Here is a 21,816-nt window from a genome sequence, read left to right as displayed (position 1 = left end):
ATGAATACCGTTTTACAGACAAAGGGACTTTGCAAGACTTATATAGTGAACAAGCGTCAGAACAACGTACTGAAAAATATCGACCTGACTATTTTCGAGGGCGAAATGGTAGCGATCATGGGACCGTCCGGCTCCGGAAAATCCACGCTGCTGTACTGCGTTTCGGGAATGGACAGAGTGACCGCAGGCGAGGTCGTTTTCAACGGCAAAGAAACCGCAAAGCTCTCGGACAAGGAGCTTGCACGGCTCAGACTCGATGAAATGGGCTTTATTTTCCAGCAGATGTATATGATGAAAAATCTTTCGGTGCTGGATAACATCATTCTGCCTGCGGTGAAATCCAAGAAAAACACCGAAAGCCGCAAGGAGACTGAGGAGCGCGGGCGTAAACTCATGCGCAGGCTCGGCATTGACGATGTGGGAGATAATGACATCAACGAAGTGTCGGGCGGTCAGCTTCAAAGGGCGTGTATCTGCCGCAGTATGATAAATTCACCGAAGATGATTTTTGCCGATGAACCTACAGGAGCGCTGAACCGTTCCAGCTCTGATGAGGTCATGAACGAGCTTTTGTCCCTCAACCGTGATGGCACAACGATCATGTGCGTGACACACGATCCCAAAGTAGCCGCCAAATGCAGCCGTATTCTGTATATTGTTGACGGCGGAATCATGGGAGAAAAGGAAATGGGACACTTTGACGGCGGAGAAAAGGAACTGCGTGACCGTGAAAGAGAACTGAATAACTGGCTGATGGAACAGGGCTGGTGATACTTGTAATATTGCCGCCGATATGGTACAATAGTGGTAGGTGGTGATTTTTTATGACCGATATTCTGATCGTTGAGGACGATAAGGAACTAAGCTCACTGCTGACGGATTTTCTCCGTGCGGAGGGGTATACCGTGTCAGCGGTGGAAAACGGTGAGCGTGCCGTGGAGCTTTTTGAGCGATACGGTACAAGGCTTGTGGTGCTGGACATCAATCTGCCTGATATGAATGGGTTTGCCGTATGTTCCAAGCTGCGTGAGAATGCCGATACGCCGATTTTGATCGTCAGTGCAAGGACAGACAAGGAAGATAAGCTGAACGGATTGGACTTAGGGGCTGACGATTACATCGAGAAGCCCTATGATATAGATATTCTGCTTGCAAAGATCAAAGGCATTTTCAAGCGCAGGTATCAGCGAAGTATGCTCTCCGCAAGCGGTGTTACGCTCAATCTTGCAAATAAGACCGCAGAGATCGACGGCAATCCTGTACAGCTTTCCGCAAAGGAATTTGACTTATTGGCACTCCTCATCGAGAATCAGGGCAAGGCTCTGAAAAAGGAGTACCTGTTTTCGACAGTATGGGGCAGCGACAGCGATTCGGAGCTTCAAACTCTCCATGTGCATATCAACCGTCTGCGGCAGAAGCTGGGCGATGATCCCAAAAATGCCAAGCGTCTGCTGACCGTATGGGGCGTGGGGTATAAGTTTGTATGAGGACGTTCAAAAGGCTGTGTATTGCAGTGCTTACGATATTTCTGATACTTGCGGCGGTGCTGAATATCGTCATGTTACAGAATCGGAAATATGCTGACGGTGGGTACCGTGTAGAAGCAAAACGTCTTGCGGACGAGATAGCTGAAACAGGCAGCTATGACCTTGCAGACTATCCCCATCTCACAGGGGTGTATACGGGCGATGATCTCTACAAAAGCGATGAACACTATGTCATCATAGAAGCAAACGGAACGCTGTACCGTGTGGAATACTCGCTCGGTAACGATGATAGCTTATTGATCGCTGCAAATTGTATTTTGGGTGTCCTGTTTTTGCTGTTATGCGGTGTATTTGCATATATCTGGCATAATGTGATACAACCCTTTGGCAGCTTAAACGATGTCCCACAGGAGCTTGCAAGGGGCAATCTTGCAGTACCGATACCCGAACAGAAAAGCCGTTTCTTCGGGAAATTCACATGGGGTGTAAATCTGTTGCGTGAAAAGATCGAGGACGACAGAAAGAAGGAGATTTCCATGCAGCGTGACAAAAAGCTGCTGCTGCTCTCCCTCTCTCATGACATCAAAACGCCCCTTTCTGCGATCAAGCTGAATGCAAAGGCGCTTGCAAAGGGAATATACAGCGACGAGGAAAAACGCCGCAGTGCCGCAGAGAGTATCAATGCCCGCGCGGATGAGATCGAGCGATTTGTCAGCGAGATCACCAGAGCGGCAAGTGAGGACTTCATGAGCTTTGAGGTCACGCAGGGTGAAGCGTTCCTCAGTCACATCATCACAAAGATCCATGCGAGGTATGCACCTCAGCTCGGTATTTCGGGAACAGAATTTGTCATACACAAATACGATGACTGTATCCTCTCCTGCGATGCTGACCGCTTGGCTGAATGTCTGCAAAACCTGATCGAAAATGCAATCAAATACGGTGACGGCAGACGTATATAAATAAATTATGATAAAATGGACGGCTGTGAGCTTATCACAGTGACAAACACAGGCTGTACCCTTGAAGAAAAGGAACTTCCGCAGATATTCGGGAGTTTTCATCGTGGCAGCAATGCCGATAAGATACAAGGCAACGGTCTGGGACTGTTCATCTGCAAACGCCTCATGTCGCTCATGGGCGGAGAGGTCTATGCAGAGATACATGAGGATTGCTTTAGTGTAACGCTGGTGGTAAAGTTAGCGTAAACACGATTTCAACCAATTGACCAAATAAACGTTCAAGCAGGGAATGATATATCATGGATCATAGTACACTCAATACTTCGGCAAAATGGAAGAAGATATTTTGCCTTATCATGCTGTTTTTCTATTTCAGCAATATCAGCGTACCACTTGGCATTCCTGTTATAGACACTATACGGGATATATTGAATATTCTTCTTGTCATTGTAATGCTTCCTGATATTGCAGGTGAAGCGAAGAAATTTAGAGATAATAAGAAAAGTCTGCTGCTTATCCCGCTCGGTGCAGTTATGATCGTCGGCTTGCAGGGTATCCTGTGGGACAACATCATAATGGGCATAATAAGATCTGCCATTGGTATCACAGCAGACAATGCTAATACGACCAATGTTACAGAGATGATAAAAAAATCTCCGATATTCATGGGATTCATGGCTTGTATCTATGGTCCGGTGCTGGAGGAACTTCTGTATAGATATACAGCTTTTGGAATGCTGTATGGGAAGAACAGGCTTTTAGCATATATTGTACCTTCTCTGTTGTTTGCTTTCCAGCACGTTGCCGAAGCCGGTATATGGGGAGGAGATACAGCTCAACTTATAAATATGCCCGGCTATATCATAGCAGGGCTGATCTTCGCCTTTCTTTATGCAAGATCAAGGAATATCTGTGTACCGATAGGAGCGCATATCCTCACAAACTCTTTTGGTCTATTGATGATGCTGAAGTAAGAGCAGACAGTGGAGGTTATCGTAGGATGTATGATGCTAAAAATAAAACAGTAATGCTCTCGTCAGGTGCTGAGATGTATTATGCAAAATTCGGCAATGGCAGAAAGAAATGATATGACTTTTTTGCAGAAGAATAATCAGGTATTTTGATGTAATGGCAATAAACCATAGCCTACTGGCACACCTGTTTTCCGTTCCGCATAAGTCATAATCAGAATTGTGGAGCATACCACAACAGGCACAAACCCTATTGGAACTGAATAACCGCAAGCTCAGACGGTGCTGTGGGGCATTTCCGTTCGCCAGACGGTCAAGCTGAGGTCTGCTCGATGATGCCGTGACGGATTTCATACTCACGCACACGGCGGTAGAATGTGTTTGCTGACATATCCATTCTCCGCATAAAATCTCTGCCAGAGATATTCTTCGACTTCAATTCCCCATAGAGCTGCCCGAACCTTGTCCAGTCGGTGGGGATAGGCTTTCGCCCTGTGTACTTGCCCTGTGCCTTAGCGATCTCGATGCCCTCACGCTGACGCTGTTTGAGCTGCTCACGCTTCAACTGAGAGAGGGCGGCAAACACGGTCAACATGAATTTGCCCGTAGGAGTGCCGTAAGCAACACCTTAACAACGATTATTTGGGTTATGTTTGGACGGTTGATTTTACAGCAATAAAACCGAAAGGGCAGATACAAATGATTGATGCGATGTTGGGTTACAGACAGGGTGAAATCCACTCCGCTGAGTTTTCTGACGAGTTTAACAAACTCTGCATACCGTTTGAAGATTCGTTGAGCGAGGAGCAGATTGATGTGTTTCACAAGCTCTTCGACTGCGTGAGCGATACCGCCGCCGCTGAGATGAGAGCTGCCTACAAGGTCGGCTTCAAGGATGGGGCAAATATGATGCAGGAAATTCAGGACAGATAAATATCATAGCATAAGGAAAGGGCTATGTCCTCCATGACCGTGTACTGAAGGCATAGCTCTGTTTTTCTTTTCAGATGCCCATTAATTTGTGATCAACATGGTTTCGTATTGACCTGTACTGCTCATCTGTATTTCTCCTGCCTACAGTGCAAAGACAAAATGTTTGAGAAAGGTTAAAATAGTGCAGAGATATTGAAATCAGAGGGCGGGTGTGGTATAATAAAATCAGAATATCTCTAAAGAGCTGATGATATGATACGGATCCTTGTGGTTGAGGGTGACAAGGAGCTGAACGCAACTGTATGCAAATATCTGTGTCTGAATGGCTATGAAGCGGTGGGATGTCTGAATGCTGTTGATGCCTATAATGAGATGTATGGTGCGAGCTTTGATTTGATCATTTCAGATATCATGATGCCGAAGATTGACGGCTTTGAGTTTGCTGAAACAGTAAGAGGGCTCAACAAGGATATCCCGATTCTGTTCATGACCACAAAGGACGATATGCGTTCGATGCAGAGGGGCTACAAGCTCGGTATTGACGATTATCTCGTGAAGCCTGTCAATTTAGAGGAACTGATTTTGAAAATAGGTGCGATCCTCCGCCGTGCCAATATCAGTGCAAACAAGTTGCTGACCATTAGCAGTCTCACCATGAACGAAGACGAGCAGAGCTGTATCTATGACGGCGAGGAGATCACATTGACAGTTCGTGAGTTCAATTTTCTGTTCAAACTGCTCTCAAATCCCAAAAAAACCTTCACACGCTCCCAGCTGATGAAAGAATTCTGGGATATCGAGGCAACTTCGGGCTTGCACTCGGTGGATGTATATATGCGAAAATTGAGAGAAGTTTGAAAACTGTGATGAATTTGAAATCGTCACAGTTCACGGCTTAGGCTACAAGGCGATGCTGAAGTGAAGGGCGGCAGTGTGTCGGTTGCGGTGAAGCGAATGAACGGCGGTGCAGCCGTGAGCATTTCAGACACAGGCTGCGGCATTGACAGCGAAACGGGCAGACACATTTTCGACAAGTTCTATCAGGGTGACACTTCCCATGCATCAAAAGGAAACGGTCTCGGTCTTGCACTTGTCAAAAGGATCATCGACATCATCGGCGGAGAGATAACAGTAAGCTCCGAGTTGGGAAAGGGCAGCACATTTACGGTGATACTGCATAATGAGAGCGGAGGTAACGACGATGAGCGAGGATAAATTTACATACAGCTATTCACCCGCAAAAAGCAGCGTGGCAGACAGGATAGCTGCCAAATATATCTCAGTTCCTAAAAAGCCCGACAGCGATCTTGCCAGGCTAAAGCGACTTGATCGTAAGGCAGAGCTGCCCGGCACCTTTGCAGGCATTGCTGTGGGGCTTACGGTGTTCTGATACTGACTGGCGGTGTGATACTGCTCCTGAGCTTTTCGCACTTTGCGGCAGGAGCAGCAGCGGGAGCAGTTGGTTTTATTCTGGCGGCATTGGCTACGCCTGTCAGCAAGGCAGTCACAAAACGCAGCCGTGAAAAATACCGTGATGAGATACTTGCGCTGAGTGAAAAGATCAAAAATGGAAATTGACGATCACCGTCTGTCTGAAAAGGCAGACGGTTTTCTTATGCGTGCACATTAACATTTCTCAAACATTTCTGAAACAACTCGCAAACGGTCGGGCAGTATACTCAGACATAGAAACAAACAACATCGAACCGAAAGCGAGGAATATATTATGAAAAATATAGTAACAGCGGAAAAAGTAAGAGCAGGTCAGCCCTATCTTTACAGAAAAAACGGCCTCCCCAGTGAAGTATATGAGATAAGAATGAATGACAATGTGGAACACAGTGCTCTGGAATCAGCGCTTGCTCTCGCAATAGAGCGCTACCCTTATTTCAAGGTAAGATATGAGGAGCACGAGGGTGATTTTTATGCGGTGGAGAATGATCTTACCATATTGACTGATCTCATAGCCTGCGTCAAAATAGCTCAGCGACTGCAAATAGCCCTCCTGTCCCAGAAATTTCAGGCTTTTGAAGGTCACTGTTATGTAGCACTCGCCGTTCTCGACCTCTAAGATGACTGTGTGGTCGATAGCCTCGTTAGCCATTGACTTGTCCGTTTTGTTCAGCTGTATCATCTCGGCTGACATGGTGTAAATGCCGTCTGCGATGCCTTCCTCCGCCGTAACGGAAGTATCCGGGATCTGGGTGTCCGTGGCGGTGACTGTCATGGCTGCTCCGCCGAGGGTCAGCACCATTGCCGCCAGTATTGCTGCAAATTTTTTCATGATATACCTCCTGAATTTGATTAAATTCTACATATCCGTATCTCGGGAACGTTATTCTGCACCCGAAACACGGATATGTACCCGAACAGATCATTCGGGTACTAACAAGGCAAAAAGCGGCGTGAGATGAGCGCCGCTTATTATTGCCTGTGTTTATTTAAGTGGCTTGATGCCTTTTACGTGCGCCGCAAGCAGCGAAATATCCGTGACATTCACCTTGCCGTCGCCGTTAAGGTCAGCCTCGGCGCGCTCTTCCTCCGAGAGGGGCTTCACGCCCTTGACATGAGCCGCGATCTTAACGATGTCGGTCACGTTGACCTTGCCGTTGTTATCTATATCGCCCTTTGTGCGTGCGGGCTTGTCGTCGGGCTTGCTGGAGTCGTCAGGTTTGGACGAACTGTCATCGTCAGTCTTTGAAGAACTGTCATCATCAGTCTTGGAAGAACTGTCATCAGGCTTTGAAGAACTGTCATCGTCAGTCTTGGAAGAACTGTCATCGTCGGTCTTGGAAGAACTGTCGTCATCAGTCTTGGAAGAACTGCTGTCGTCAGTCTTGGAAGAGCTGTCATCAGTCTTGGAAGAGCTGTCATCGTCAGTCTTGGAAGAACTGCTGTCATCAGTCTTGGAAGAACTGTCGTCATCGGTCTTGGAAGAACTGTCATCGGGTTTCTTTTCAAGAGCCGCAACAGCGTCATTTATCGCCTTTGCCATTGCATTGACCTCGGACTGCTTGGTTATGTCAAGGTCACGGACTACCGCATTTACCGCATCTGTAACAGCCTTAACGCTTTCATCGGTGTAAACGCTTGTGTCCTTGGGAACAGCCGCTATTGCTTTATCAACGGCGGTGTAGTCGGCGGCTTTCAGTTTCAGACCCTCAACTGCCGCTGTGAGGGCTTCGCTTGCGGGGTCAATATCCTCCTGACCGTGATAGGTCATGGCGATAACGTCCTCAGCCTCCTTAATAGCGTCATTAAGCGCCTTTACACTTTCCTCAGTGTAATCTGCACAACCATATCATCATAAATTCTTACTCGCTGACAGGTCATAAGTTTTATGCGAACAAGGAATCTTTGAAAAGAGTTCGTGAACATTCCGATGGGGTATGCAAGGCACTTGGCATAAATATTCACCCCAACCTCACGGGCAAGGGTTGCTCAATGAAGTACAACGAGTGGCAGCACAAGCAGAACGGTACTTCGTGGAAAGAGGAAATCAGACAGATCATCGATAGCTTGATACCTACGGTCAATTCACTTGATGAACTGTTGCAGGCTATCGAAGAATGTGGATATGAAGTCAAGCGTGGGAAATATATCTCTATCCGCACACTAGAACAGAAAAAGTTCGTTCGTACCAAAACGCTTGGTGAGGAATATACCGAGGAAAGCCTGAAAATCCGCATAACCTATCGTGAAGTTAGTACGGATTTACAGTCCTCGCAGGACGATGATTCAAAGCTATGGGCGGCATATTCCTCTATAATAGGTGATGTTCGCATTCTCGCAGACCAGCACCGAAAAGTCCCCCGAAAGCAGAATGTCACCATGCCATATTCAGCCGATAATGACCTTGATGTTTATCGTCTTTCGGCGCAGCTGTCCGTTATGAATAAGTATAATATTCGTTCGCTGGGAGAGTTGGAGGGCATGATTACCGACACCAGCAAGGAATATGAAAAGTTGCGGGTCGAGATAAATGAACTCACCGAACAGCATGACCGCATTTCAAGCCTCGCAGAACAAGTAAAGGAATATTACTCGCTTTCCGAAAAGGGTGAACTATCCGAAGTCGAAAAAGTCAAGCTGTCAATGTACAAGCAGGCGATGAATAACAACAATATTCTGACCCGTGCAGACTTCGACCGACTTACCGAGCAGAGCCATAATATCAGCAGAAAAATTGAAGCCCTCAAAGAAATGCTGAAAAAGTGCAGACAACAGCATGAAGTGTTCAAAGATATTTTTGAAACTTATGACCGACTTTCTAAACATGACTATTTTGCCGAAATGGTCGATGAAGAACGTCAGCGGCAGGAACTGCTTAGGAAAAAGAAGCCAAAAAGGTGATACTCATATATATATTGCATTTTAAAATAATTATATCATATTCAACCGATACCGTCAATAGCGGAATAAAACTTTTCATGAAAGGATTTGATTAAAATGTATCCCACGTTATCGTTCGCCCATAGCCGAGAATAACGATCAAAAAAGTGAGAGGAGATAAATCTTGAGTAGAATTATGGAAGCAAAAGAGAACAGCACAACAAACATACCCAAGCCCGAAATATCCGAAGAAAGCCGACAGGCGTTTATCCGCGCCATGAAGATCGGGTATTATAAGGCTTTTTACAAGCAAGGGCTTTTGACAGCGGAGCAGCTCGAAAGGCTGATTGATATGAATACTGTCAAAACGGATAATGCGGTCAATGATAATAACAATCCTGCATCGTAAGAACAAGAGATGATATATTCCCCTGCTGTATTTTTAATTTCATATATTTATATCGGAATTTGTGTAAAAGGCCTTGACATTTAAGACTTTAAAGTGTAAAATCATATATAGCAGGGGGATATTTATCCCCGAATCTCGGGGGAAGGAGGTACAATGTATAGCAAAAAAAGAGTAGCGGCTTACGCAAGAGTTAGTACAGATTTTATGGATCAGCTTCACTCGCTGTCCGCTCAGAGAGAATATTTTGAGGAATACATCAACAGTCAATCCGACTGGTCTCTCGTGGAAATATACTACGACGAGGGAATTACGGGAACTTCTACCAAACATCGTGATGGCTTCAACCGCATGATAAAAGACTGTGAGGACGGAAAGATCGACACTATTCTCACAAAGGAAGTCAGCAGATTTGCCCGAAACACAGTTGATACGCTGAACTATACCCGCAAGCTGAAAGCGTTGAAAATCAACGTTATTTTCACCAATGACGGTATCGACACAAATGATAAGGACGGCGAGCTTCGTCTGACGATCATGGCGAGCTTGGCGCAAGAGGAGAGCCGCAAGACCTCTGAACGTGTCAAGTGGGGTATGAAGCGCAGAATGGAAAAGGGCGAGCCGATAGGCAGGACACGGTATTTCGGTTATAAAGTTATCGAAAATCAATTTGTCGTTGTTTCCGAAGAAGCCGAGATCGTGAGGCGTATTTATCACGAATATTATTACGATAAAAAAGGTTCGACAATGATAGCGAGAGGTCTGAACGCTGACAATATTTCATCGGCAACGGGTAAGCTCTGGACAGGTGCGACAGTTTTGGAGATACTGAAAAACGAGAAATACTGCGGCGATTACAAGCAGTGGAAATACGTTACCGAGGACTATCTTACTAAGCATAAGGTGAGAAATAACGGCAGCTATCCCGACGCACCTTCCATTATGATAAAAGATCATCACTTGGCGATAGTCACTCACGAGGTTTGGGACGGTGTTCAAGCTGAAATCGCAAGACGCGGCAAAAGTATTTCCGAGGGCAGACGGCATTCAAACAAATACTGGTTCAGTGCAAAAATATCCTGCGGAAAATGCGGCAAGCCTTTCACCCTTACGGGAGCCACAAGTGTAGCGGAAAGGCAGTCGATGCGCTGTCGAAATCGTGCAAATTTCGGGGCGAATGTCACTGTAAATTCGGCAGGTGAAAAGATAGGCTGCGATAACAGGACTATTTTGGTGGACGCTTTGGCATTGTGTGTGCGCCATGTGCTTGAATGTGTGCAGGTATCGAAAGCCGAGATCGAAGAACAGCTTTGGTCTGATATTCGCTTGTCACAATCAGAACGTCCGACTGAGGATATTGAAGCTCTGCGTAAGGAAGCCGAGTCGATCAAGCTGAAAAAGAAAAACGCCATAGACCTTCTGCTGGAGGGACTTATCTCAAAGGAAGATCTTGCCGAGCAGAATAAATACTATGACGAAAAGCTCACAGAACTGAACGAAAGAATAACAAACGGAACGGACATTGAAAACATCAACAAAAAACAAATCGAAGGGATCAAGAAGTACATAGAAACCGTGAGAGTCACAGATCGTCTTGACATCGACAACGTTGAACTGTACCGTGACATCGTTGACCGAATAGTGATACAAAATCACAGGCTTGTAGATATTTATCTGTCCTTCGTACCTTTCGGGTACAGAGTGGCATATACCTTAATAAAAGCGAATAAATATCAGCGTTTTGCGGTAATAGTGGATTCCTGTGAGATCATAGCTTAGGAATGTGTTTTCGGGTGTGAACTATCTATCTCACGAACTTTATCCCACAACTCCTGTGGTATGATCGGCTCATGATTATTCTTCACCGTGACCCACTCGGACTTGTCTTTGCGTACTCTCTTTTTGTTCTTGTAGCTTATGGACGAGGTCTTGAGATTAGCCATTGTGCCGATATAGATCTCGTTATTCAGAATGGACTTGATAGTAGTGTTGCCCCACAAATGAACCTTGCTAAAAGGGTTCGGCTTACCAAGCTGCGCTGCACGATAGTCAGTCGGTGTCGGAATATGCTCATCGTTCAGCACATTGCAGATCTGTATGGGTTTCATACCGCTTGCGTACATCTCGAAGATACGGCGGACGATCGGTGCAGTCTGCGGGTCAGGAACGGGCGTGTATTTTTCATCATTGCCTTTGAGATAGCCGTAGGCAGTGAATGTGCATTTATACTTGCCGACCTTTGCGCCCTGAGCGTGAACGGCTCTCAGCTTTTTGGAGGTGTTTGCAGAATGCCATTCATTAAAAATATTCATGATCGGCATCATGTCCATAGCGGAGCTATCAGCATTGGCAGTGTCCACATTATCGGTCAAAGCGATGAAGCGGATATTATAAAGCGGAAACAGGTAATCCACATATCTGCCCACCTCGATGTAATTACGACCAAATCTGCTCAGGTCTTTACAGAGAATGAGGTTGATCTTACCTGTCTTTGCATCGTCGAGCATACGCTGTATGCCCGGTCTCTCGAAGGTCACGCCGGAAACATATGATCCTTGATTATCTCATCATCAAACTCCAAATGGTCATAGAGTTGAAGTATCAGCTTCTTACCTTCATAGGCAGTAGCATCAATGACATCAGCATTATCAATAGCCATTATTATCCCTCCTGCTTGTGAGCTTTTTGATATTCTTCCAACGCCGTGAGCAACAGCTTATTCACGCTCATACCGCGCGATTCCGCATAAGCCTTGATCTTCTCACGCTCTCCCTTCGGAACATTGACACGGATATAATCGTAATGCCCTTTGAGGTATTCCGTGTTCGGAGCGGACTTCTTTCGCTTCTTGCCTGCGGTACACTCCTTGCAATACTTCTGAGAGCCGGAGGTCACGGTGTAGGTCTTACCGCAAATCGGACAAACCTGTTCGCTGCCGATCTTCACGGCAGAGCCGGACTTCTTTTTCTCAGCATACGCACGGTTACGGGCAGCCTGAGCCTTATCACGGCAATAGATACAGTATTTGGCACGGGTGTTGTTCGTCTCAAACTCCAGTCCGCACATCTCACATTTATGCTTAAACAAAGGTTATCCCCCCTGAATATAGGTCTTTACACCTATTCTATCAAATGTTGGGTGCAAAGTCAAGTATAATCAGAAATTTAGTCAAATCACACTGGGGAAAACCGAAAATCAGGGTGCTGATTGCTGCGCCCCTACAAAGATTCCAAAATACAGAAAATTATACTTGACATTGGGTGTAAAGTCAGGTATAATAAAAGCACAACAGAAACACAGAAACCCGAAACCACGAAAGGAAGGTAAATACCTATGTTAAACAAATTCTTAGTAGCAGGCAGAATGACTGCCGATCCCGAAATCAAGACCATTGGCGAGAACCGCCTCTGCAAGTTCACTATCGCTTGCGACCGCCCGAAGCGTAAGGGCGAGGAAAATCCCGAAACTGACTTCTTTCCCTGCACCGCCTGGAACCGTAACGCTGATGTGATCGTCGATTGGTTCGGCAAGGGCGATATGGTGACACTTGTCGGCTCAGTCCACAACAACCGCTATGAAAAGGACGGTCAGAAGCGTTCGGCTATCGAGGTCAAGGTCGAGGAGATCCACTTCTCAGGTGGTAAGAAGCGTGAGAACACCGCACCGACCGACAACGGCAATCCATACGCAGGAACAGAGGACGATCCACTGTTCTGAGCCAAAATCACAGGAGGATACGAAAATGGAAACTACTATCATCGCAATCAGCAACCAGAAAGGCGGTGTCGGCAAATCGACCACAGCCTATAACCTCGGAGCTTGCCTTGCTCTGAACCATGACAAGAAGGTGCTTCTCATCGACTTCGATCCGCAAGCAAACCTCTCCGAGTACCTGAAATACGAGCCAGACGGCAACCCGACCATGACACAGCTTATCATGTCATTCTACGCAGGAAATCCCGTGACCGCAGACACAGCTCAGAGAGCGATCCGTCACAGCGAAACCGCAGGAGTGGACTACATTCCCGCCGACATTAACCTCGCCAATGCGGAAACGCTCATGGTCACGATGATCTCAAAGGAGCATATTCTCCGCAGGATACTTACGGAAGATGTGATCGGAGCGTATGACTTCGTGCTGATCGACTGCCTGCCGTCCCTCGGAACGCTCCTTATCAACGCCCTCACCGCTGCGGACAGAGTGCTGATACCCGTGCAGACACAGAAGTTCAGTATGGACGGCTTGCAGTCCCTTGAAGCTCTCACACAGCTCGTCAAGGCGAACACCAACCCGAAGCTGAACCTCATCGGAGTGCTGCCGACTATGGTTGACCGCACAAAGGTCAGCAGAACGGCTATCGAAACCCTCAATGAAAAGTACGGCGAAATGCTGTTCAGGACAAGCATCAGCAAGTCCATTGAAGCGGCGAAAAGCTCCGAGAACGGCACACCGCTTTGTCTCACAGGTCACAAGTTAGGTCAGGAATATGATGAATTGGCTCAGGAGGTGCTTTCAAGATGTTAAATATCCCCGAACTCGCAATGAACCCCAACCGCAAGGTCACAACCAAATGCTACGGCGAAGTAAAGGTGTGGGAAGACCGTGAAGAAGCACAGGCGTATTTCCTTGAAGCGATGATGAACAGCGACGGCGCAGAGCATGACCGCTATTCGGGCATCTACATTCAGCTCCAGAACGGGCTTGACTACTGCACCGATGAAGATGATGACGAGGAGGACGAGTCATGAAGCCCTTTGACACCGACAAAATGCCGTGGCTTTTCACTCCCCACGGCGATGGTGAGCTGAACGAGTATTTCAGCACCGACCACAGCAAGATCATCGCAGAGACTTCAAAGGAAGTGCTTGCAAGCCTTTCCGAGAGCCGTGACAGGCTATCTGGAAAGCTCTGCTACGAATTTCACTACAATCAGCGCAGATATAAATACACGCTCCTGCGGTTTGCGGATATGATCGTCCGTGCCGATGTTTCGATCAAGAAACTGAAAAAGCGTATCATGGAGCTTGATATTGACAACCGTGAGCTGAGAAAACAGCTTGCGGATATGGAAAGGAAGATGAAACGATGAATACACCGCAGTTTGACCTGGGAACAATGCTCTCCGCACCGCAGACCGCCATACAGCAGATACCGTGCGATCAGCTTCACCCCTACCACAACCATAAGTTTGAGCTGTATTCGGGTGAACGCCTTGAGGATATGGTCGCAAGCATCAAGGAGAACGGTGTGCTGTCTCCTATCATTGTTCAGCCTATCGAGGGCGGTTATGAAATTTTGATCGGTCACAACCGCTGGAACGCTTCAAAGCTCGCAGGACTGCCCACCGTGCCGGCTATCGTCAAGACGGGTTTGACCGAGGACGAGGCAGAGATGTATGTCATCGAAAGCAACCTTATCCAAAGGTCATTTTCAGACCTGAAAATATCTGAACAAGCGGCTGTTGTTACAAGCAGACACAGCAAAATGTTCTCCCCAGGCAAGCGTAACGATATAATCCGTGAGCTGACACTTCTTGAAAATCCCAATGCCGAGATCAGTGGCGACACAACCTTGAATCCACTAGTGTCATAGTAAATTATCCCGTATAAGCCTCATCAGCGCTGTTCCTGAAATTCTGCTTTGAGAGCCATTCTTCCTCCTCAGCGGTTTCGGGAATGTCGATACGCTCGATCTTGAATATGACAGGTCTTGTACCGTCATTGCAGCAGGCGATCATCATACGGTCATCATTTGTCCAGTTGCGCATGATCGAACCGCCCTGCAAAGCTGAGTACACATATCTGCTGATAGCGTCCCACGCTTCACCACAGAACCTGCCGTTCATCAGGTGGTAGAAATCGTCCTGTTCCGCCGTCCGTTTCAGCACAAATGTGTCACCCACATTGAAAAACGGACATTTGCCGGACTTCGGGTTTGCGAGGTACTTCTCCTGTAATTCGGAGAATACCTTTGTGTCTAATACTGTTATTCTACATTCGTATTGCATGATATTCCTCCATTACAGCGAATCAGCCATTTTCCTGATTTTGCCGAACACATCATTATCATGGTTTGTGAAAATACCGCAGCCCTCCAAGCCAAGATAGCCGAGAAAATCACCGTCATAGGAGAATTTCGCACCGTCATACATATCAGGATCACCCGAACTAAGAAACATTGCAGTCTTTCTCAGACTTTCCGAAGCTGTCGGATAGAGTGCCGAATAAAAGCGGTCGATCACACATTTTAGCTGTCCCGAAATGCCGTGATAATAGATCGGTGCAGCCAGCACAAGCATCTCCGTATCTTTCAGTTCCTTGTAGATCTCCTGCATATCGTCCTTCTGAACACAAGTGCCTTGTCCTTTTCCGTGACAGTATTCACAGGCAAGACAGCCCTTTATATTCATCTTACAGACATTAAAGCAGACTACCTCATGACCATTCTTTTCAGCGACTTCACGAAATACACCGACCATTTTTGCAGTGTTGCCATTAGGTCTGGGGCTGCCGTTCAGTACAAGTATTTTCATAATGATACCTCCGTTATTTCTCCATAAAATCCAATTTTGCCATATCTGCCACCGCTATCCGCACACCGTCCGTGAACACAAGTTCATTGGCATAGCTGTCATATATCCGCACCACACCGACCTTTTCAACATATCTGCCACCCGACTTCTTCTCATCGGGTACAAAGTATGTCACGCTGACCTGCGGTTGTTCGTCCAAGCTGTCAAGCAAGCGGTTCAGGTTTGCGTTCAGTAGGGACATTTCGTCCTCTGTCAGCTCGGCTTTACTGTCGGTCAGCCTTGCAGTCTCGGCAACGGCATCACCGTAGCCCACAAGTGCCGCAAAGGGGCTGAACTGTGCCGCCCTGTCGCTCATGGACATCGGGTGCAGATCGTCATATTGCGGACGGGTGAGGTGCTTTATATCATCGTAATTATCCATAATGAACCTTTTTAATATGCGTGTTTGACACAAATATACTTTTCTTTCGCTGCATCAACTGGAACCGTGTGTTCTTGCAGGAGTTTTTTAATATCATCGGGTAATGCGGCATATCTGATCGGTGTCTTTGGAGAAGCAATCTTGACGTATTCTCTGTCATATTCGCTGTTATCAGTCACAGCATCGAATGAAAACACACCTTTTTCAGCAAGTCCGGTAGCATCTCTCATTAATGGATTGTCAACATATGGTGCTTCAAGAATTGCTGATGTTGTCTTTTCGAGTTCTTTGGTAAAATAATCCTCGATAAATTCTGTTTGCTCCTTGCTTTTACAGACAAATTCAGGAACATTCGCTATCCCTGCTGATGTACACGCAAAAATGCAGCCGTTCGTATCGACTCCAAACCACATAATATCTTCAATTTGCAAGTCGATTTCAGTATATCTCATATATACATTGTCCTTTCTATGCCTTATGCCCGCCGATCTGCCGATTTCGTTCTTTCGCCGTAGCCCCTTCCGTAAAGTTCGCACCTTTCAGAACGGCATTCTTTCCGAATTTGTGTTTGATCGTGAGCATCGCTTCCTGCAATGCTCTCTCTTTTTCAAGAGCCTTCTCATCGTCTGCACGGTCTTGTATATCTTCTTCCGTATCGAACAGGGAAAGCTGTTCGTAGCTCTCGCTCTCAGGCACATCACTTTTCTTGATGACATTGCAGGCAACAAGGTTGATACGCCTTGCAAGCAGAGTTTTATCGAAGATACGGTCAAAAAGCGTCATTGTCGCTTCGACAATTTTCCTTGTGGACGATGTGTGCTTATCGAGGTTCTGTGTACCGTGAGCGTGTTTCGGGACTTGTCTGCCGTAGCGGTCGGAAACCACTTCGCCCCGGTAGTGACCGTCCGCAAGACTCTCACGGTCATAGCCGACAGTAAGCACGATCTGATTTGTCACAAGCCCCTTATCTACCAAATCAAGGGACAGCATATCCGCCATTTCCCACACGATCAGCCGTGTGCGCTCGTAGTCGCAAGGCTCTTGCAGAACTTGTCCCGAAGTGATACTGTTGTTTGACGGCTTATAGGCTTTCACATCGGCTATGGTAGTCGGTTCAATGCCCCACGCATGATCTATCAGCAGCTCCGCATTTTTGCCGAGGAGCTTATACAGCTTGCCGATATGATAGCGGTCAAGGGAATATCTGGCAATATCGCCCATTGTGTAGATGTGGAGCGTTTCAAGGCGCTTTGCCGTGCCTGCGCCCACTCTCCAGAAGTCCGTGATCGGCGTATGCGACCACCATTTATCCTTGAAAGTCTGCTCGTCAAGTTCAGCGATTCGCACACCGTCCTTATCCGCCGGAATATGCTTCGCCACAATATCCATAGCGACCTTGCACAGAAACATATTCGTGCCGACTCCTGCCGTTGCCGTGATACCTGTTGTGTCAAGCACATCTTGTATCAGCATACGGGCAAAGCCGTGACCGTCCGTGTGATAGGTGCTGAGATAGCCTGTTGCATCTATGAAAACCTCGTCCACCGAGTAGGCGAAAATATCTTCGGGAGCAACATATTTCAGGTAAATGCCGTATATCTTCGCACTTACGTCCATATATTTCGCCATTTGCGGAGTAGCGACCACATAATCAACGGCGAGGGACGGATTTGACACAAGCTCCGAGTAAATGTAGCTCTTGTCCGTGAGCTGTCTGTGGGGAGCTTTCTTCTGTCTCTGCTCATTGACCTCTTTGATACGCTGAACGACCTCAAACAGCCTTGCTCTGCCCGAAATACCGTAGCTTTTCAGTGACGGCGAAACAGCAAGGCATATTGTCTTTTCGGTACGGCTCTGATCGGCTACCACAAGATTTGTGTTCAGCGGATCAAACCCAAGCTCTACGCATTCTACCGACGCATAGAACGATTTGAGGTCTATTGCTACATATACCTTGTTCATATTTCACCGTCCTTTTTTTGAAAGTGATCTTATTTACCTGTTATCATTTAGTTTCTATATAATATTCTTCTGAATCTGTAAATTCGTAGTCGGGTTCGGTTTCGACCACAAATTTGAAACGGTTATGTCCCATTTCATAGGTAGTGTCAACTATTGCCAAGCCGCAATTACCGTCGCAGGTCACTATTATCGAACTTACTCTGAATCGTGATGTAAGTTCAAAATCATACGGGAGCTTAAATTCTCTGAAAATAACTTTTCTGACAGCGTCTTCGATCTCTATTCGATTCTTCAGATAATCTTGATAGACCTTTTCCTGATGCTTTCCAATGATCTTATTATCTTCATCAGCATACACATACAGATCAATGGTCTTTTCTTCACCAAACAGCGAGCTTACCGAATATCCTTCCCACGCACAGTCAATGTATTCAAGCTCTCCAAAAACTGCGTTGGTTATTGTTTCATTTTCTTTTTTTACTTTTTTCGGCTTTCTGAAAAACATATATCAAGTTCCTTTCATTATAATCATTCTATATCTGCATAAACTCCGGCTTCGGCTCAGGATAGTCCGTTGATGAGCGGTGACAGCGTGGATCTTTATGCGTAGAACCAACTCACCACCTTATGATTTGATTTTAAGTATTATTTATCTTTTTTCTTTGGAAACAGTAGAGGTCTGTTATAGTGAATAAACAGGAATACTGATAATACTATCATACCACCGCATATAAAAAACAGCACCATTGCAGTAGATTTGTAGCCATTATAACTAACTGCAAAATAATATTCATCCGGATTATTAGGATTGTAACGGATTATTATTTCATCGTCTTTACTGCCATACCCCACATCCGCATAAAGGTACTCATGCTTGAAAATGCTATCTGTCTCAACTTCGATCTTGATCCAATGTTTATCATATCTGCCGCTATATCCGTATCCGGGACGGCGTGATATATACCAACCTTCAACAGTATGATAAAGATCAGTTGTTTTCCCGCTTTCCTCAGAAATAACGATGCCTTTTGTTTCATATGTGCAGTTTTTTCGCATACTCCAATAACCGTACGCCGGAAATGCTCCCATCAAAAAAAATATAAGTGCAAGAAACAGTGTGAAGTTAGGTATAAATATCTTTTCTTTTTTCTTGTTATTCTTGTTTTTCTTTTTCAAACCAATCAATCCTCATGAAAAAAATTTGTGTAGTGAATTCGCACATTCTTACTCATTTATTCTGCCGTAAAAAGCCCATTTAAAGTTTGATGACAAAGTATTGCTTATAGGAGCAAACACCGCTGCCATATCGGTCGGTCGGATATTGCCGGACATTTCCGCCGAACGTGACATAGTGTTCCTGATCGTATTCGCAAGCGGTAACTGCTGTGCCTTTGTGATGATCGGTGACAGCGTGGATCTTTCTGCATAGAACCAAGTACACATAGTGTTCCCCCCTAATCCACTTCACAATTGACAGTATTCTTCGATTTCATAACTTTTATCAATTAAAATGTAGTCAAGACCAAATTGACAGCAGTTTTTCAGATAATACTCATTTTCTTGCTTCACAAACTGAATCGTGAAGTCCTCGTCCGGCAATCTCTTTTCAATCACGTTTTCATTTCCTATAATGTCGGAAAAATGCTCATCAATATACGCTTCACTCATCACAAGGCAAAAGAATTTGATTTGAGATAAATATTCCTCATCAAAGCTGTCTTTCCAGTTAAACGGAATATAACAGCCTTCTACGATCAGGTTTTGCCTGTTCTCGATGGCAGTCTTTATCATTTCTTTTATGATCGTCCAGAGATAATCTGTCAGCTTATCGTCGTCATAAGGAGTCAGGTCTGTCTGTCCGCTTCTGATAAGCCCCATTTTCAGGTGGTCTATCGACAGATACGGATAATGATATTTTTCGAGCAGCTTTTGTGCAAGGAGCGTTTTGCCTGTGTGTGATGCTCCGGTTATCAGTATTATCATAACCTTGCTTTCAGCTCCTTCCGGCTGTATCGCATACTTTTCTTTTTTGATGTTCCGCCGCCATATCGGTAGGACGGATATTGCCCGACATTTCCGCCGAACGTGAAATAGTGTTCCTGATCGTATCCGCAAGCGGTAACTGCTGTGCCTTTGTGATGATCGGTGACAGCACAGACTTTTCAGCATAGAACCAAGTACACATGGGGTTCACTCCTTCTTATATAATTTACTGCGGTGACTGAGAAGCTGTTAGTATCTGTTTCCATATTCCTTTCGTGCTTCAGCCGTCCATTTAGAGATGAACTCTGTTTTTGCGTTTGTATAGCCATCTCGGTCATGTTCATATTGTTTCCGGAGCCGTAATTTCAATGCTTCATATTCTTTAGCCAATTCGGGATGCTCATTCATATAGTCTCGGAAATACAGCTCATCATTATCTCCGGTGTACCTAAGATGAATGTGATAGACCTTATCTGCAAAGCCGTCTTTTGTATATCCCATGTTGAGTGAAATACGTCTCTTTTCATCGGACATTTTGATAAAACCATTTTGCTCCAAAATGTGTGAGATTTCTTCTATATCTGCATTTTCAGAGATCTCGATCATCACATCAACAATGTTTTTAGCCCATATTTCCTGTATCGCTGTACTTCCAATATGACTGATACTCTTAACAGGATAATTTGTCAGAAGATCAGTGATCACTGCTTCTATCTCCCCAAAGTATTCGCTCCACCGAGCATCGTGCTGTACAAGGAATATGGGGAACAACTCCCACAATTCTTCCAATGTCATTTCCGACAATTCTTTTCCCATCATCAAGACCTCTACAACTCACGATTTGTCATTTTTGTTATTACTAGAATTTAATCATATCTTCTTCAAATAAAAAACATGCTAGGCTTTAGATTCCTATCCTTGCGAACAAATCTTCTTGCAGAGTTCAAGGAATTCGTCTTCTTCCATACCAAGCAAGTTATTTGTCTTCACATATTCCTCATCTATAGGATTGATTTCAAATATAGGCGTGATTGTTAACCCTTTAATGAATTTCTCATACACCTTTTCTTTGTCCGTCTCCATCTTTTCCTTGATAAGAAATCTCTCAAATGCTTCCGATGGCTTAATCTCGAACAAATCCTCCTCACATTCCTTAAGAAATTGTTCGTAACTCTTCATCACACCCTTAGAAAGACAGAAAAAGCGAAATACGAAAAGGATATTGAAAAAATCATCAACAGATTCAGCCACATATCCAGCACAGCCCTCTGAATCAAAATACGCAATATGTTGATCATTTACAAGCAAGTACAGTCCACCAGAACCATCATTAGCAAATGGGACAAGATCATAGTTTTCTTCGCTCCCGCCTTCCATAAGCCATTCCAAATCCTCCATAAGTTCTTTCTGCGGATAAATAGTATCTGGATCACACTTATTGTAAATTTCCTCTTTCAATTCTTCATCACTGTTTATCCTATTAATAAAATATACAAGTCTTTCTTTTTGTGTCATAGTTAAAATCTCCTTATTATTTCTATTTACTCATCGCCTGTTTCTATTCTTCAGATTTCCATTTTTCTATTCTCCCATAGAAAGACAAATTACGATTTGTGCGAGCATTCTCGCACATTGATTATGTTACCTATTATACCACAATCAGCCCTGATTTTCAATCCACCATACGAAAAAACGGGAGCACCCCTGAGCGAGTCGCACCCGTTTACAATACCGTCAAATCAAAGCTCGATCTTATCGGAAAAATCGCCGTTTACAACGTAGTAAACTGCCTTATCTTCCGGCTTGATATAACTGCTCCGGGGAAT

34 protein-coding genes and 3 pseudogenes are annotated in these 21,816 nt (G+C 45.3%); 18 read left to right on the top strand and 19 right to left on the bottom strand.

Annotated features, from left to right (window positions below):
- The 5 genes from CUS_RS14465 to CUS_RS14450 all read left to right on the top strand — a co-directional run bounded on the left by CUS_RS14465 (position 1) and on the right by CUS_RS14450 (position 3,423).
- On the top strand, positions 1-771 hold the full coding sequence (locus CUS_RS14465; RefSeq protein ID WP_002851940.1) for an ABC transporter ATP-binding protein: 771 nt from the start codon (positions 1-3) through the stop codon (positions 769-771).
- A 53-nt stretch (positions 772-824) separates the two neighbouring features.
- On the top strand, positions 825-1,487 hold the full coding sequence (locus CUS_RS14460) for a response regulator transcription factor (RefSeq protein WP_002852183.1): 663 nt from the start codon (positions 825-827) through the stop codon (positions 1,485-1,487).
- Complete coding sequence (locus CUS_RS14455; RefSeq protein ID WP_002852017.1) at positions 1,484-2,449, top strand: sensor histidine kinase; 966 nt, start codon at positions 1,484-1,486, stop codon at positions 2,447-2,449. The genes CUS_RS14460 and CUS_RS14455 overlap by 4 nt, the downstream gene beginning before the upstream one ends.
- A 15-nt stretch (positions 2,450-2,464) precedes the next feature.
- Positions 2,465-2,695, top strand: coding sequence for a sensor histidine kinase (locus tag CUS_RS20515; protein ID WP_002852296.1), 231 nt, complete (start codon positions 2,465-2,467; stop codon positions 2,693-2,695).
- Positions 2,696-2,805: 110 nt separating this feature from the next.
- Entirely contained in the window at positions 2,806-3,423 is a 618-nt protein-coding gene (locus CUS_RS14450) for a CPBP family intramembrane glutamic endopeptidase (protein WP_157769540.1), read from the top strand.
- A gap of 310 nt (positions 3,424-3,733) precedes the next feature.
- Here the strand turns inward: CUS_RS14450 and CUS_RS14445 are convergent.
- A pseudogene (locus CUS_RS14445) lies at positions 3,734-4,033 on the bottom strand (recombinase family protein); the annotation flags it as partial.
- Between the two features lie 86 nt (positions 4,034-4,119).
- On the opposite strand from CUS_RS14445, the gene CUS_RS14440 reads away from it, so the two are divergent.
- From CUS_RS14440 to CUS_RS19915, 5 genes and pseudogenes are all read left to right on the top strand, one after another.
- On the top strand, positions 4,120-4,353 hold the full coding sequence (locus tag CUS_RS14440; RefSeq protein WP_002852284.1) for a DUF6809 family protein: 234 nt from the start codon (positions 4,120-4,122) through the stop codon (positions 4,351-4,353).
- Positions 4,354-4,605: 252 nt separating this feature from the next.
- Complete coding sequence (locus CUS_RS14435) at positions 4,606-5,211, top strand: response regulator transcription factor (RefSeq protein ID WP_002851962.1); 606 nt, start codon at positions 4,606-4,608, stop codon at positions 5,209-5,211.
- 66 nt (positions 5,212-5,277) lie between these two features.
- Positions 5,278-5,568, top strand: a pseudogene (locus CUS_RS14430) (sensor histidine kinase); the annotation flags it as partial.
- Positions 5,555-5,743 (top strand): hypothetical protein, encoded by a 189-nt coding sequence (locus CUS_RS14425; RefSeq protein WP_002852361.1) that lies wholly within the window; start codon positions 5,555-5,557, stop codon positions 5,741-5,743. The pseudogene CUS_RS14430 and the gene CUS_RS14425, both read left to right, overlap by 14 nt.
- 14 nt (positions 5,744-5,757) lie before the next feature.
- On the top strand, positions 5,758-5,931 hold the full coding sequence (locus tag CUS_RS19915; RefSeq protein ID WP_157769539.1) for a hypothetical protein: 174 nt from the start codon (positions 5,758-5,760) through the stop codon (positions 5,929-5,931).
- Positions 5,932-6,205: 274 nt separating this feature from the next.
- On the opposite strand, the gene CUS_RS14420 is transcribed toward CUS_RS19915, so the two are convergent.
- Positions 6,206-6,637, bottom strand: a complete 432-nt coding sequence (locus tag CUS_RS14420) for an NEAT domain-containing protein (RefSeq protein WP_002852129.1) — start codon at positions 6,635-6,637, stop codon at positions 6,206-6,208.
- Between the two features lie 153 nt (positions 6,638-6,790).
- Positions 6,791-7,576, bottom strand: a complete 786-nt coding sequence (locus CUS_RS14415; RefSeq protein WP_002852349.1) for a dockerin type I repeat-containing protein — start codon at positions 7,574-7,576, stop codon at positions 6,791-6,793.
- Between the two features lie 59 nt (positions 7,577-7,635).
- Here CUS_RS14415 and CUS_RS18810 point away from each other — a divergent pair.
- From CUS_RS18810 to CUS_RS14400, 3 genes and pseudogenes are all read left to right on the top strand, one after another.
- Positions 7,636-8,706: pseudogene (locus CUS_RS18810) on the top strand (relaxase/mobilization nuclease domain-containing protein); the annotation flags it as partial.
- A 163-nt stretch (positions 8,707-8,869) separates the two neighbouring features.
- The gene (locus tag CUS_RS14405; RefSeq protein WP_157769538.1) at positions 8,870-9,094 is read left to right on the top strand and encodes a hypothetical protein; all 225 of its coding nucleotides are present in this window, start codon (positions 8,870-8,872) and stop codon (positions 9,092-9,094) included.
- Positions 9,095-9,247: 153 nt separating this feature from the next.
- The gene (locus CUS_RS14400) at positions 9,248-10,870 is read left to right on the top strand and encodes a recombinase family protein (protein ID WP_002851972.1); all 1,623 of its coding nucleotides are present in this window, start codon (positions 9,248-9,250) and stop codon (positions 10,868-10,870) included.
- Here the strand turns inward: CUS_RS14400 and CUS_RS14395 are convergent.
- From CUS_RS14395 to CUS_RS14390, 3 genes are read right to left on the bottom strand one after another with little or no spacing between them, the layout of a single operon-like run.
- A complete protein-coding gene (locus CUS_RS14395; protein ID WP_172634530.1) occupies positions 10,867-11,598 on the bottom strand; it encodes a recombinase family protein in 732 nt (243 codons plus the stop codon). The two genes, CUS_RS14400 and CUS_RS14395, sit on opposite strands and share 4 nt — an antisense overlap.
- A 26-nt stretch (positions 11,599-11,624) precedes the next feature.
- A complete protein-coding gene (locus CUS_RS20685) occupies positions 11,625-11,750 on the bottom strand; it encodes a DUF6572 domain-containing protein (protein ID WP_002851950.1) in 126 nt (41 codons plus the stop codon).
- 2 nt (positions 11,751-11,752) lie between these two features.
- The gene (locus tag CUS_RS14390; protein ID WP_002852177.1) at positions 11,753-12,178 is read right to left on the bottom strand and encodes a hypothetical protein; all 426 of its coding nucleotides are present in this window, start codon (positions 12,176-12,178) and stop codon (positions 11,753-11,755) included.
- Between the two features lie 246 nt (positions 12,179-12,424).
- Between CUS_RS14390 and CUS_RS14385 the strand changes: the two genes are divergently transcribed.
- The 5 genes from CUS_RS14385 to CUS_RS14365 are packed head-to-tail and all read left to right on the top strand — an operon-like array spanning position 12,425 to position 14,684.
- On the top strand, positions 12,425-12,808 hold the full coding sequence (locus tag CUS_RS14385) for a single-stranded DNA-binding protein (RefSeq protein WP_002852271.1): 384 nt from the start codon (positions 12,425-12,427) through the stop codon (positions 12,806-12,808).
- A gap of 25 nt (positions 12,809-12,833) precedes the next feature.
- The gene (locus tag CUS_RS14380; RefSeq protein WP_002851995.1) at positions 12,834-13,616 is read left to right on the top strand and encodes a ParA family protein; all 783 of its coding nucleotides are present in this window, start codon (positions 12,834-12,836) and stop codon (positions 13,614-13,616) included.
- Positions 13,610-13,840: a hypothetical protein gene (locus tag CUS_RS14375; RefSeq protein WP_002852249.1), complete on the top strand. Its 231-nt coding sequence runs from the start codon at positions 13,610-13,612 to the stop codon at positions 13,838-13,840. The genes CUS_RS14380 and CUS_RS14375 overlap by 7 nt, the downstream gene beginning before the upstream one ends.
- Entirely contained in the window at positions 13,837-14,181 is a 345-nt protein-coding gene (locus CUS_RS14370; RefSeq protein ID WP_002852006.1) for a hypothetical protein, read from the top strand. The genes CUS_RS14375 and CUS_RS14370 overlap by 4 nt, the downstream gene beginning before the upstream one ends.
- A complete protein-coding gene (locus CUS_RS14365) occupies positions 14,178-14,684 on the top strand; it encodes a ParB N-terminal domain-containing protein (RefSeq protein WP_002852190.1) in 507 nt (168 codons plus the stop codon). Before CUS_RS14370 ends, CUS_RS14365 begins: the two co-directional genes overlap by 4 nt.
- Positions 14,685-14,688: 4 nt before the next feature.
- Here the strand turns inward: CUS_RS14365 and CUS_RS14360 are convergent, their stop codons facing one another.
- From CUS_RS14360 to CUS_RS20810, 13 genes are all read right to left on the bottom strand, one after another.
- The gene (locus CUS_RS14360; RefSeq protein ID WP_002851970.1) at positions 14,689-15,099 is read right to left on the bottom strand and encodes a TIGR04076 family protein; all 411 of its coding nucleotides are present in this window, start codon (positions 15,097-15,099) and stop codon (positions 14,689-14,691) included.
- A 12-nt stretch (positions 15,100-15,111) separates the two neighbouring features.
- Positions 15,112-15,624 (bottom strand): flavodoxin family protein, encoded by a 513-nt coding sequence (locus CUS_RS14355; protein WP_002852057.1) that lies wholly within the window; start codon positions 15,622-15,624, stop codon positions 15,112-15,114.
- 13 nt (positions 15,625-15,637) lie between these two features.
- Entirely contained in the window at positions 15,638-16,045 is a 408-nt protein-coding gene (locus CUS_RS14350) for a hypothetical protein (protein ID WP_002852308.1), read from the bottom strand.
- Positions 16,046-16,056: 11 nt separating this feature from the next.
- Positions 16,057-16,497 carry a hypothetical protein gene (locus tag CUS_RS14345; RefSeq protein WP_002852094.1) on the bottom strand — a complete coding sequence of 147 codons (441 nt, stop codon included), beginning with the start codon at positions 16,495-16,497 and terminating at the stop codon, positions 16,057-16,059.
- Between the two features lie 16 nt (positions 16,498-16,513).
- The gene (locus CUS_RS14340; protein ID WP_002852035.1) at positions 16,514-18,007 is read right to left on the bottom strand and encodes a DNA methylase; all 1,494 of its coding nucleotides are present in this window, start codon (positions 18,005-18,007) and stop codon (positions 16,514-16,516) included.
- Positions 18,008-18,050: 43 nt separating this feature from the next.
- Positions 18,051-18,512, bottom strand: coding sequence for a hypothetical protein (locus tag CUS_RS14335; protein WP_002852346.1), 462 nt, complete (start codon positions 18,510-18,512; stop codon positions 18,051-18,053).
- A gap of 140 nt (positions 18,513-18,652) precedes the next feature.
- Complete coding sequence (locus tag CUS_RS14330; RefSeq protein ID WP_002852046.1) at positions 18,653-19,183, bottom strand: hypothetical protein; 531 nt, start codon at positions 19,181-19,183, stop codon at positions 18,653-18,655.
- 48 nt (positions 19,184-19,231) lie between these two features.
- Entirely contained in the window at positions 19,232-19,450 is a 219-nt protein-coding gene (locus CUS_RS14325; RefSeq protein WP_037277614.1) for a hypothetical protein, read from the bottom strand.
- A 21-nt stretch (positions 19,451-19,471) separates the two neighbouring features.
- Positions 19,472-19,990 (bottom strand): AAA family ATPase, encoded by a 519-nt coding sequence (locus CUS_RS14320; RefSeq protein ID WP_002852229.1) that lies wholly within the window; start codon positions 19,988-19,990, stop codon positions 19,472-19,474.
- Between the two features lie 10 nt (positions 19,991-20,000).
- Positions 20,001-20,192 (bottom strand): hypothetical protein, encoded by a 192-nt coding sequence (locus CUS_RS14315; RefSeq protein WP_002851973.1) that lies wholly within the window; start codon positions 20,190-20,192, stop codon positions 20,001-20,003.
- Positions 20,193-20,239: 47 nt separating this feature from the next.
- Positions 20,240-20,809, bottom strand: coding sequence for a GrpB family protein (locus CUS_RS14310; protein ID WP_321576479.1), 570 nt, complete (start codon positions 20,807-20,809; stop codon positions 20,240-20,242).
- Positions 20,810-20,902: 93 nt separating this feature from the next.
- Complete coding sequence (locus tag CUS_RS14305; protein ID WP_002852028.1) at positions 20,903-21,505, bottom strand: hypothetical protein; 603 nt, start codon at positions 21,503-21,505, stop codon at positions 20,903-20,905.
- Positions 21,506-21,729: 224 nt separating this feature from the next.
- A complete protein-coding gene (locus CUS_RS20810; protein ID WP_227945499.1) occupies positions 21,730-21,798 on the bottom strand; it encodes a DUF6465 family protein in 69 nt (22 codons plus the stop codon).
- Positions 21,799-21,816: the final 18 nt, after the last annotated feature.

Source organism: Hominimerdicola alba 8, from assembly GCF_000178155.2.
Classification (GTDB): Bacteria; Bacillota; Clostridia; order Oscillospirales; family Ruminococcaceae; genus Hominimerdicola; species Hominimerdicola alba_C.
Note: the sequence above shows the minus strand (reverse complement) of the source record. Positions and strands in the feature narration are given on the sequence as shown.

What these genes read in the sequence shown, in the direction of transcription:
- CUS_RS14465 (WP_002851940.1), top strand. Translation starts at nt 1, where the DNA reads ATGAATACCGTTTTACAGACAAAGGGACTTTGCAAGACTTATATAGTG.
- CUS_RS14460 (WP_002852183.1), top strand. Translation starts at nt 825, where the DNA reads ATGACCGATATTCTGATCGTTGAGGACGATAAGGAACTAAGCTCACTG.
- CUS_RS14455 (WP_002852017.1), top strand. Translation starts at nt 1,484, where the DNA reads ATGAGGACGTTCAAAAGGCTGTGTATTGCAGTGCTTACGATATTTCTG.
- CUS_RS20515 (WP_002852296.1), top strand. Translation starts at nt 2,465, where the DNA reads ATGGACGGCTGTGAGCTTATCACAGTGACAAACACAGGCTGTACCCTT.
- CUS_RS14450 (WP_157769540.1), top strand. Translation starts at nt 2,806, where the DNA reads ATGCTGTTTTTCTATTTCAGCAATATCAGCGTACCACTTGGCATTCCT.
- CUS_RS14440 (WP_002852284.1), top strand. Translation starts at nt 4,120, where the DNA reads ATGATTGATGCGATGTTGGGTTACAGACAGGGTGAAATCCACTCCGCT.
- CUS_RS14435 (WP_002851962.1), top strand. Translation starts at nt 4,606, where the DNA reads ATGATACGGATCCTTGTGGTTGAGGGTGACAAGGAGCTGAACGCAACT.
- CUS_RS14425 (WP_002852361.1), top strand. Translation starts at nt 5,555, where the DNA reads ATGAGCGAGGATAAATTTACATACAGCTATTCACCCGCAAAAAGCAGC.
- CUS_RS14420 (WP_002852129.1), bottom strand. Translation starts at nt 6,637, where the DNA reads ATGAAAAAATTTGCAGCAATACTGGCGGCAATGGTGCTGACCCTCGGC.
- CUS_RS14415 (WP_002852349.1), bottom strand. Translation starts at nt 7,576, where the DNA reads ATGACCTATCACGGTCAGGAGGATATTGACCCCGCAAGCGAAGCCCTC.
- CUS_RS14400 (WP_002851972.1), top strand. Translation starts at nt 9,248, where the DNA reads ATGTATAGCAAAAAAAGAGTAGCGGCTTACGCAAGAGTTAGTACAGAT.
- CUS_RS14395 (WP_172634530.1), bottom strand. Translation starts at nt 11,598, where the DNA reads ATGCTCGACGATGCAAAGACAGGTAAGATCAACCTCATTCTCTGTAAA.
- CUS_RS20685 (WP_002851950.1), bottom strand. Translation starts at nt 11,750, where the DNA reads ATGGCTATTGATAATGCTGATGTCATTGATGCTACTGCCTATGAAGGT.
- CUS_RS14385 (WP_002852271.1), top strand. Translation starts at nt 12,425, where the DNA reads ATGTTAAACAAATTCTTAGTAGCAGGCAGAATGACTGCCGATCCCGAA.
- CUS_RS14380 (WP_002851995.1), top strand. Translation starts at nt 12,834, where the DNA reads ATGGAAACTACTATCATCGCAATCAGCAACCAGAAAGGCGGTGTCGGC.
- CUS_RS14375 (WP_002852249.1), top strand. Translation starts at nt 13,610, where the DNA reads ATGTTAAATATCCCCGAACTCGCAATGAACCCCAACCGCAAGGTCACA.
- CUS_RS14370 (WP_002852006.1), top strand. Translation starts at nt 13,837, where the DNA reads ATGAAGCCCTTTGACACCGACAAAATGCCGTGGCTTTTCACTCCCCAC.
- CUS_RS14365 (WP_002852190.1), top strand. Translation starts at nt 14,178, where the DNA reads ATGAATACACCGCAGTTTGACCTGGGAACAATGCTCTCCGCACCGCAG.
- CUS_RS14360 (WP_002851970.1), bottom strand. Translation starts at nt 15,099, where the DNA reads ATGCAATACGAATGTAGAATAACAGTATTAGACACAAAGGTATTCTCC.
- CUS_RS14355 (WP_002852057.1), bottom strand. Translation starts at nt 15,624, where the DNA reads ATGAAAATACTTGTACTGAACGGCAGCCCCAGACCTAATGGCAACACT.
- CUS_RS14350 (WP_002852308.1), bottom strand. Translation starts at nt 16,045, where the DNA reads ATGGATAATTACGATGATATAAAGCACCTCACCCGTCCGCAATATGAC.
- CUS_RS14345 (WP_002852094.1), bottom strand. Translation starts at nt 16,497, where the DNA reads ATGAGATATACTGAAATCGACTTGCAAATTGAAGATATTATGTGGTTT.
- CUS_RS14340 (WP_002852035.1), bottom strand. Translation starts at nt 18,007, where the DNA reads ATGAACAAGGTATATGTAGCAATAGACCTCAAATCGTTCTATGCGTCG.
- CUS_RS14335 (WP_002852346.1), bottom strand. Translation starts at nt 18,512, where the DNA reads ATGTTTTTCAGAAAGCCGAAAAAAGTAAAAAAAGAAAATGAAACAATA.
- CUS_RS14325 (WP_037277614.1), bottom strand. Translation starts at nt 19,450, where the DNA reads ATGTGTACTTGGTTCTATGCAGAAAGATCCACGCTGTCACCGATCATC.
- CUS_RS14320 (WP_002852229.1), bottom strand. Translation starts at nt 19,990, where the DNA reads ATGATAATACTGATAACCGGAGCATCACACACAGGCAAAACGCTCCTT.
- CUS_RS14315 (WP_002851973.1), bottom strand. Translation starts at nt 20,192, where the DNA reads ATGTGTACTTGGTTCTATGCTGAAAAGTCTGTGCTGTCACCGATCATC.
- CUS_RS14310 (WP_321576479.1), bottom strand. Translation starts at nt 20,809, where the DNA reads ATGATGGGAAAAGAATTGTCGGAAATGACATTGGAAGAATTGTGGGAG.
- CUS_RS14305 (WP_002852028.1), bottom strand. Translation starts at nt 21,505, where the DNA reads ATGACACAAAAAGAAAGACTTGTATATTTTATTAATAGGATAAACAGT.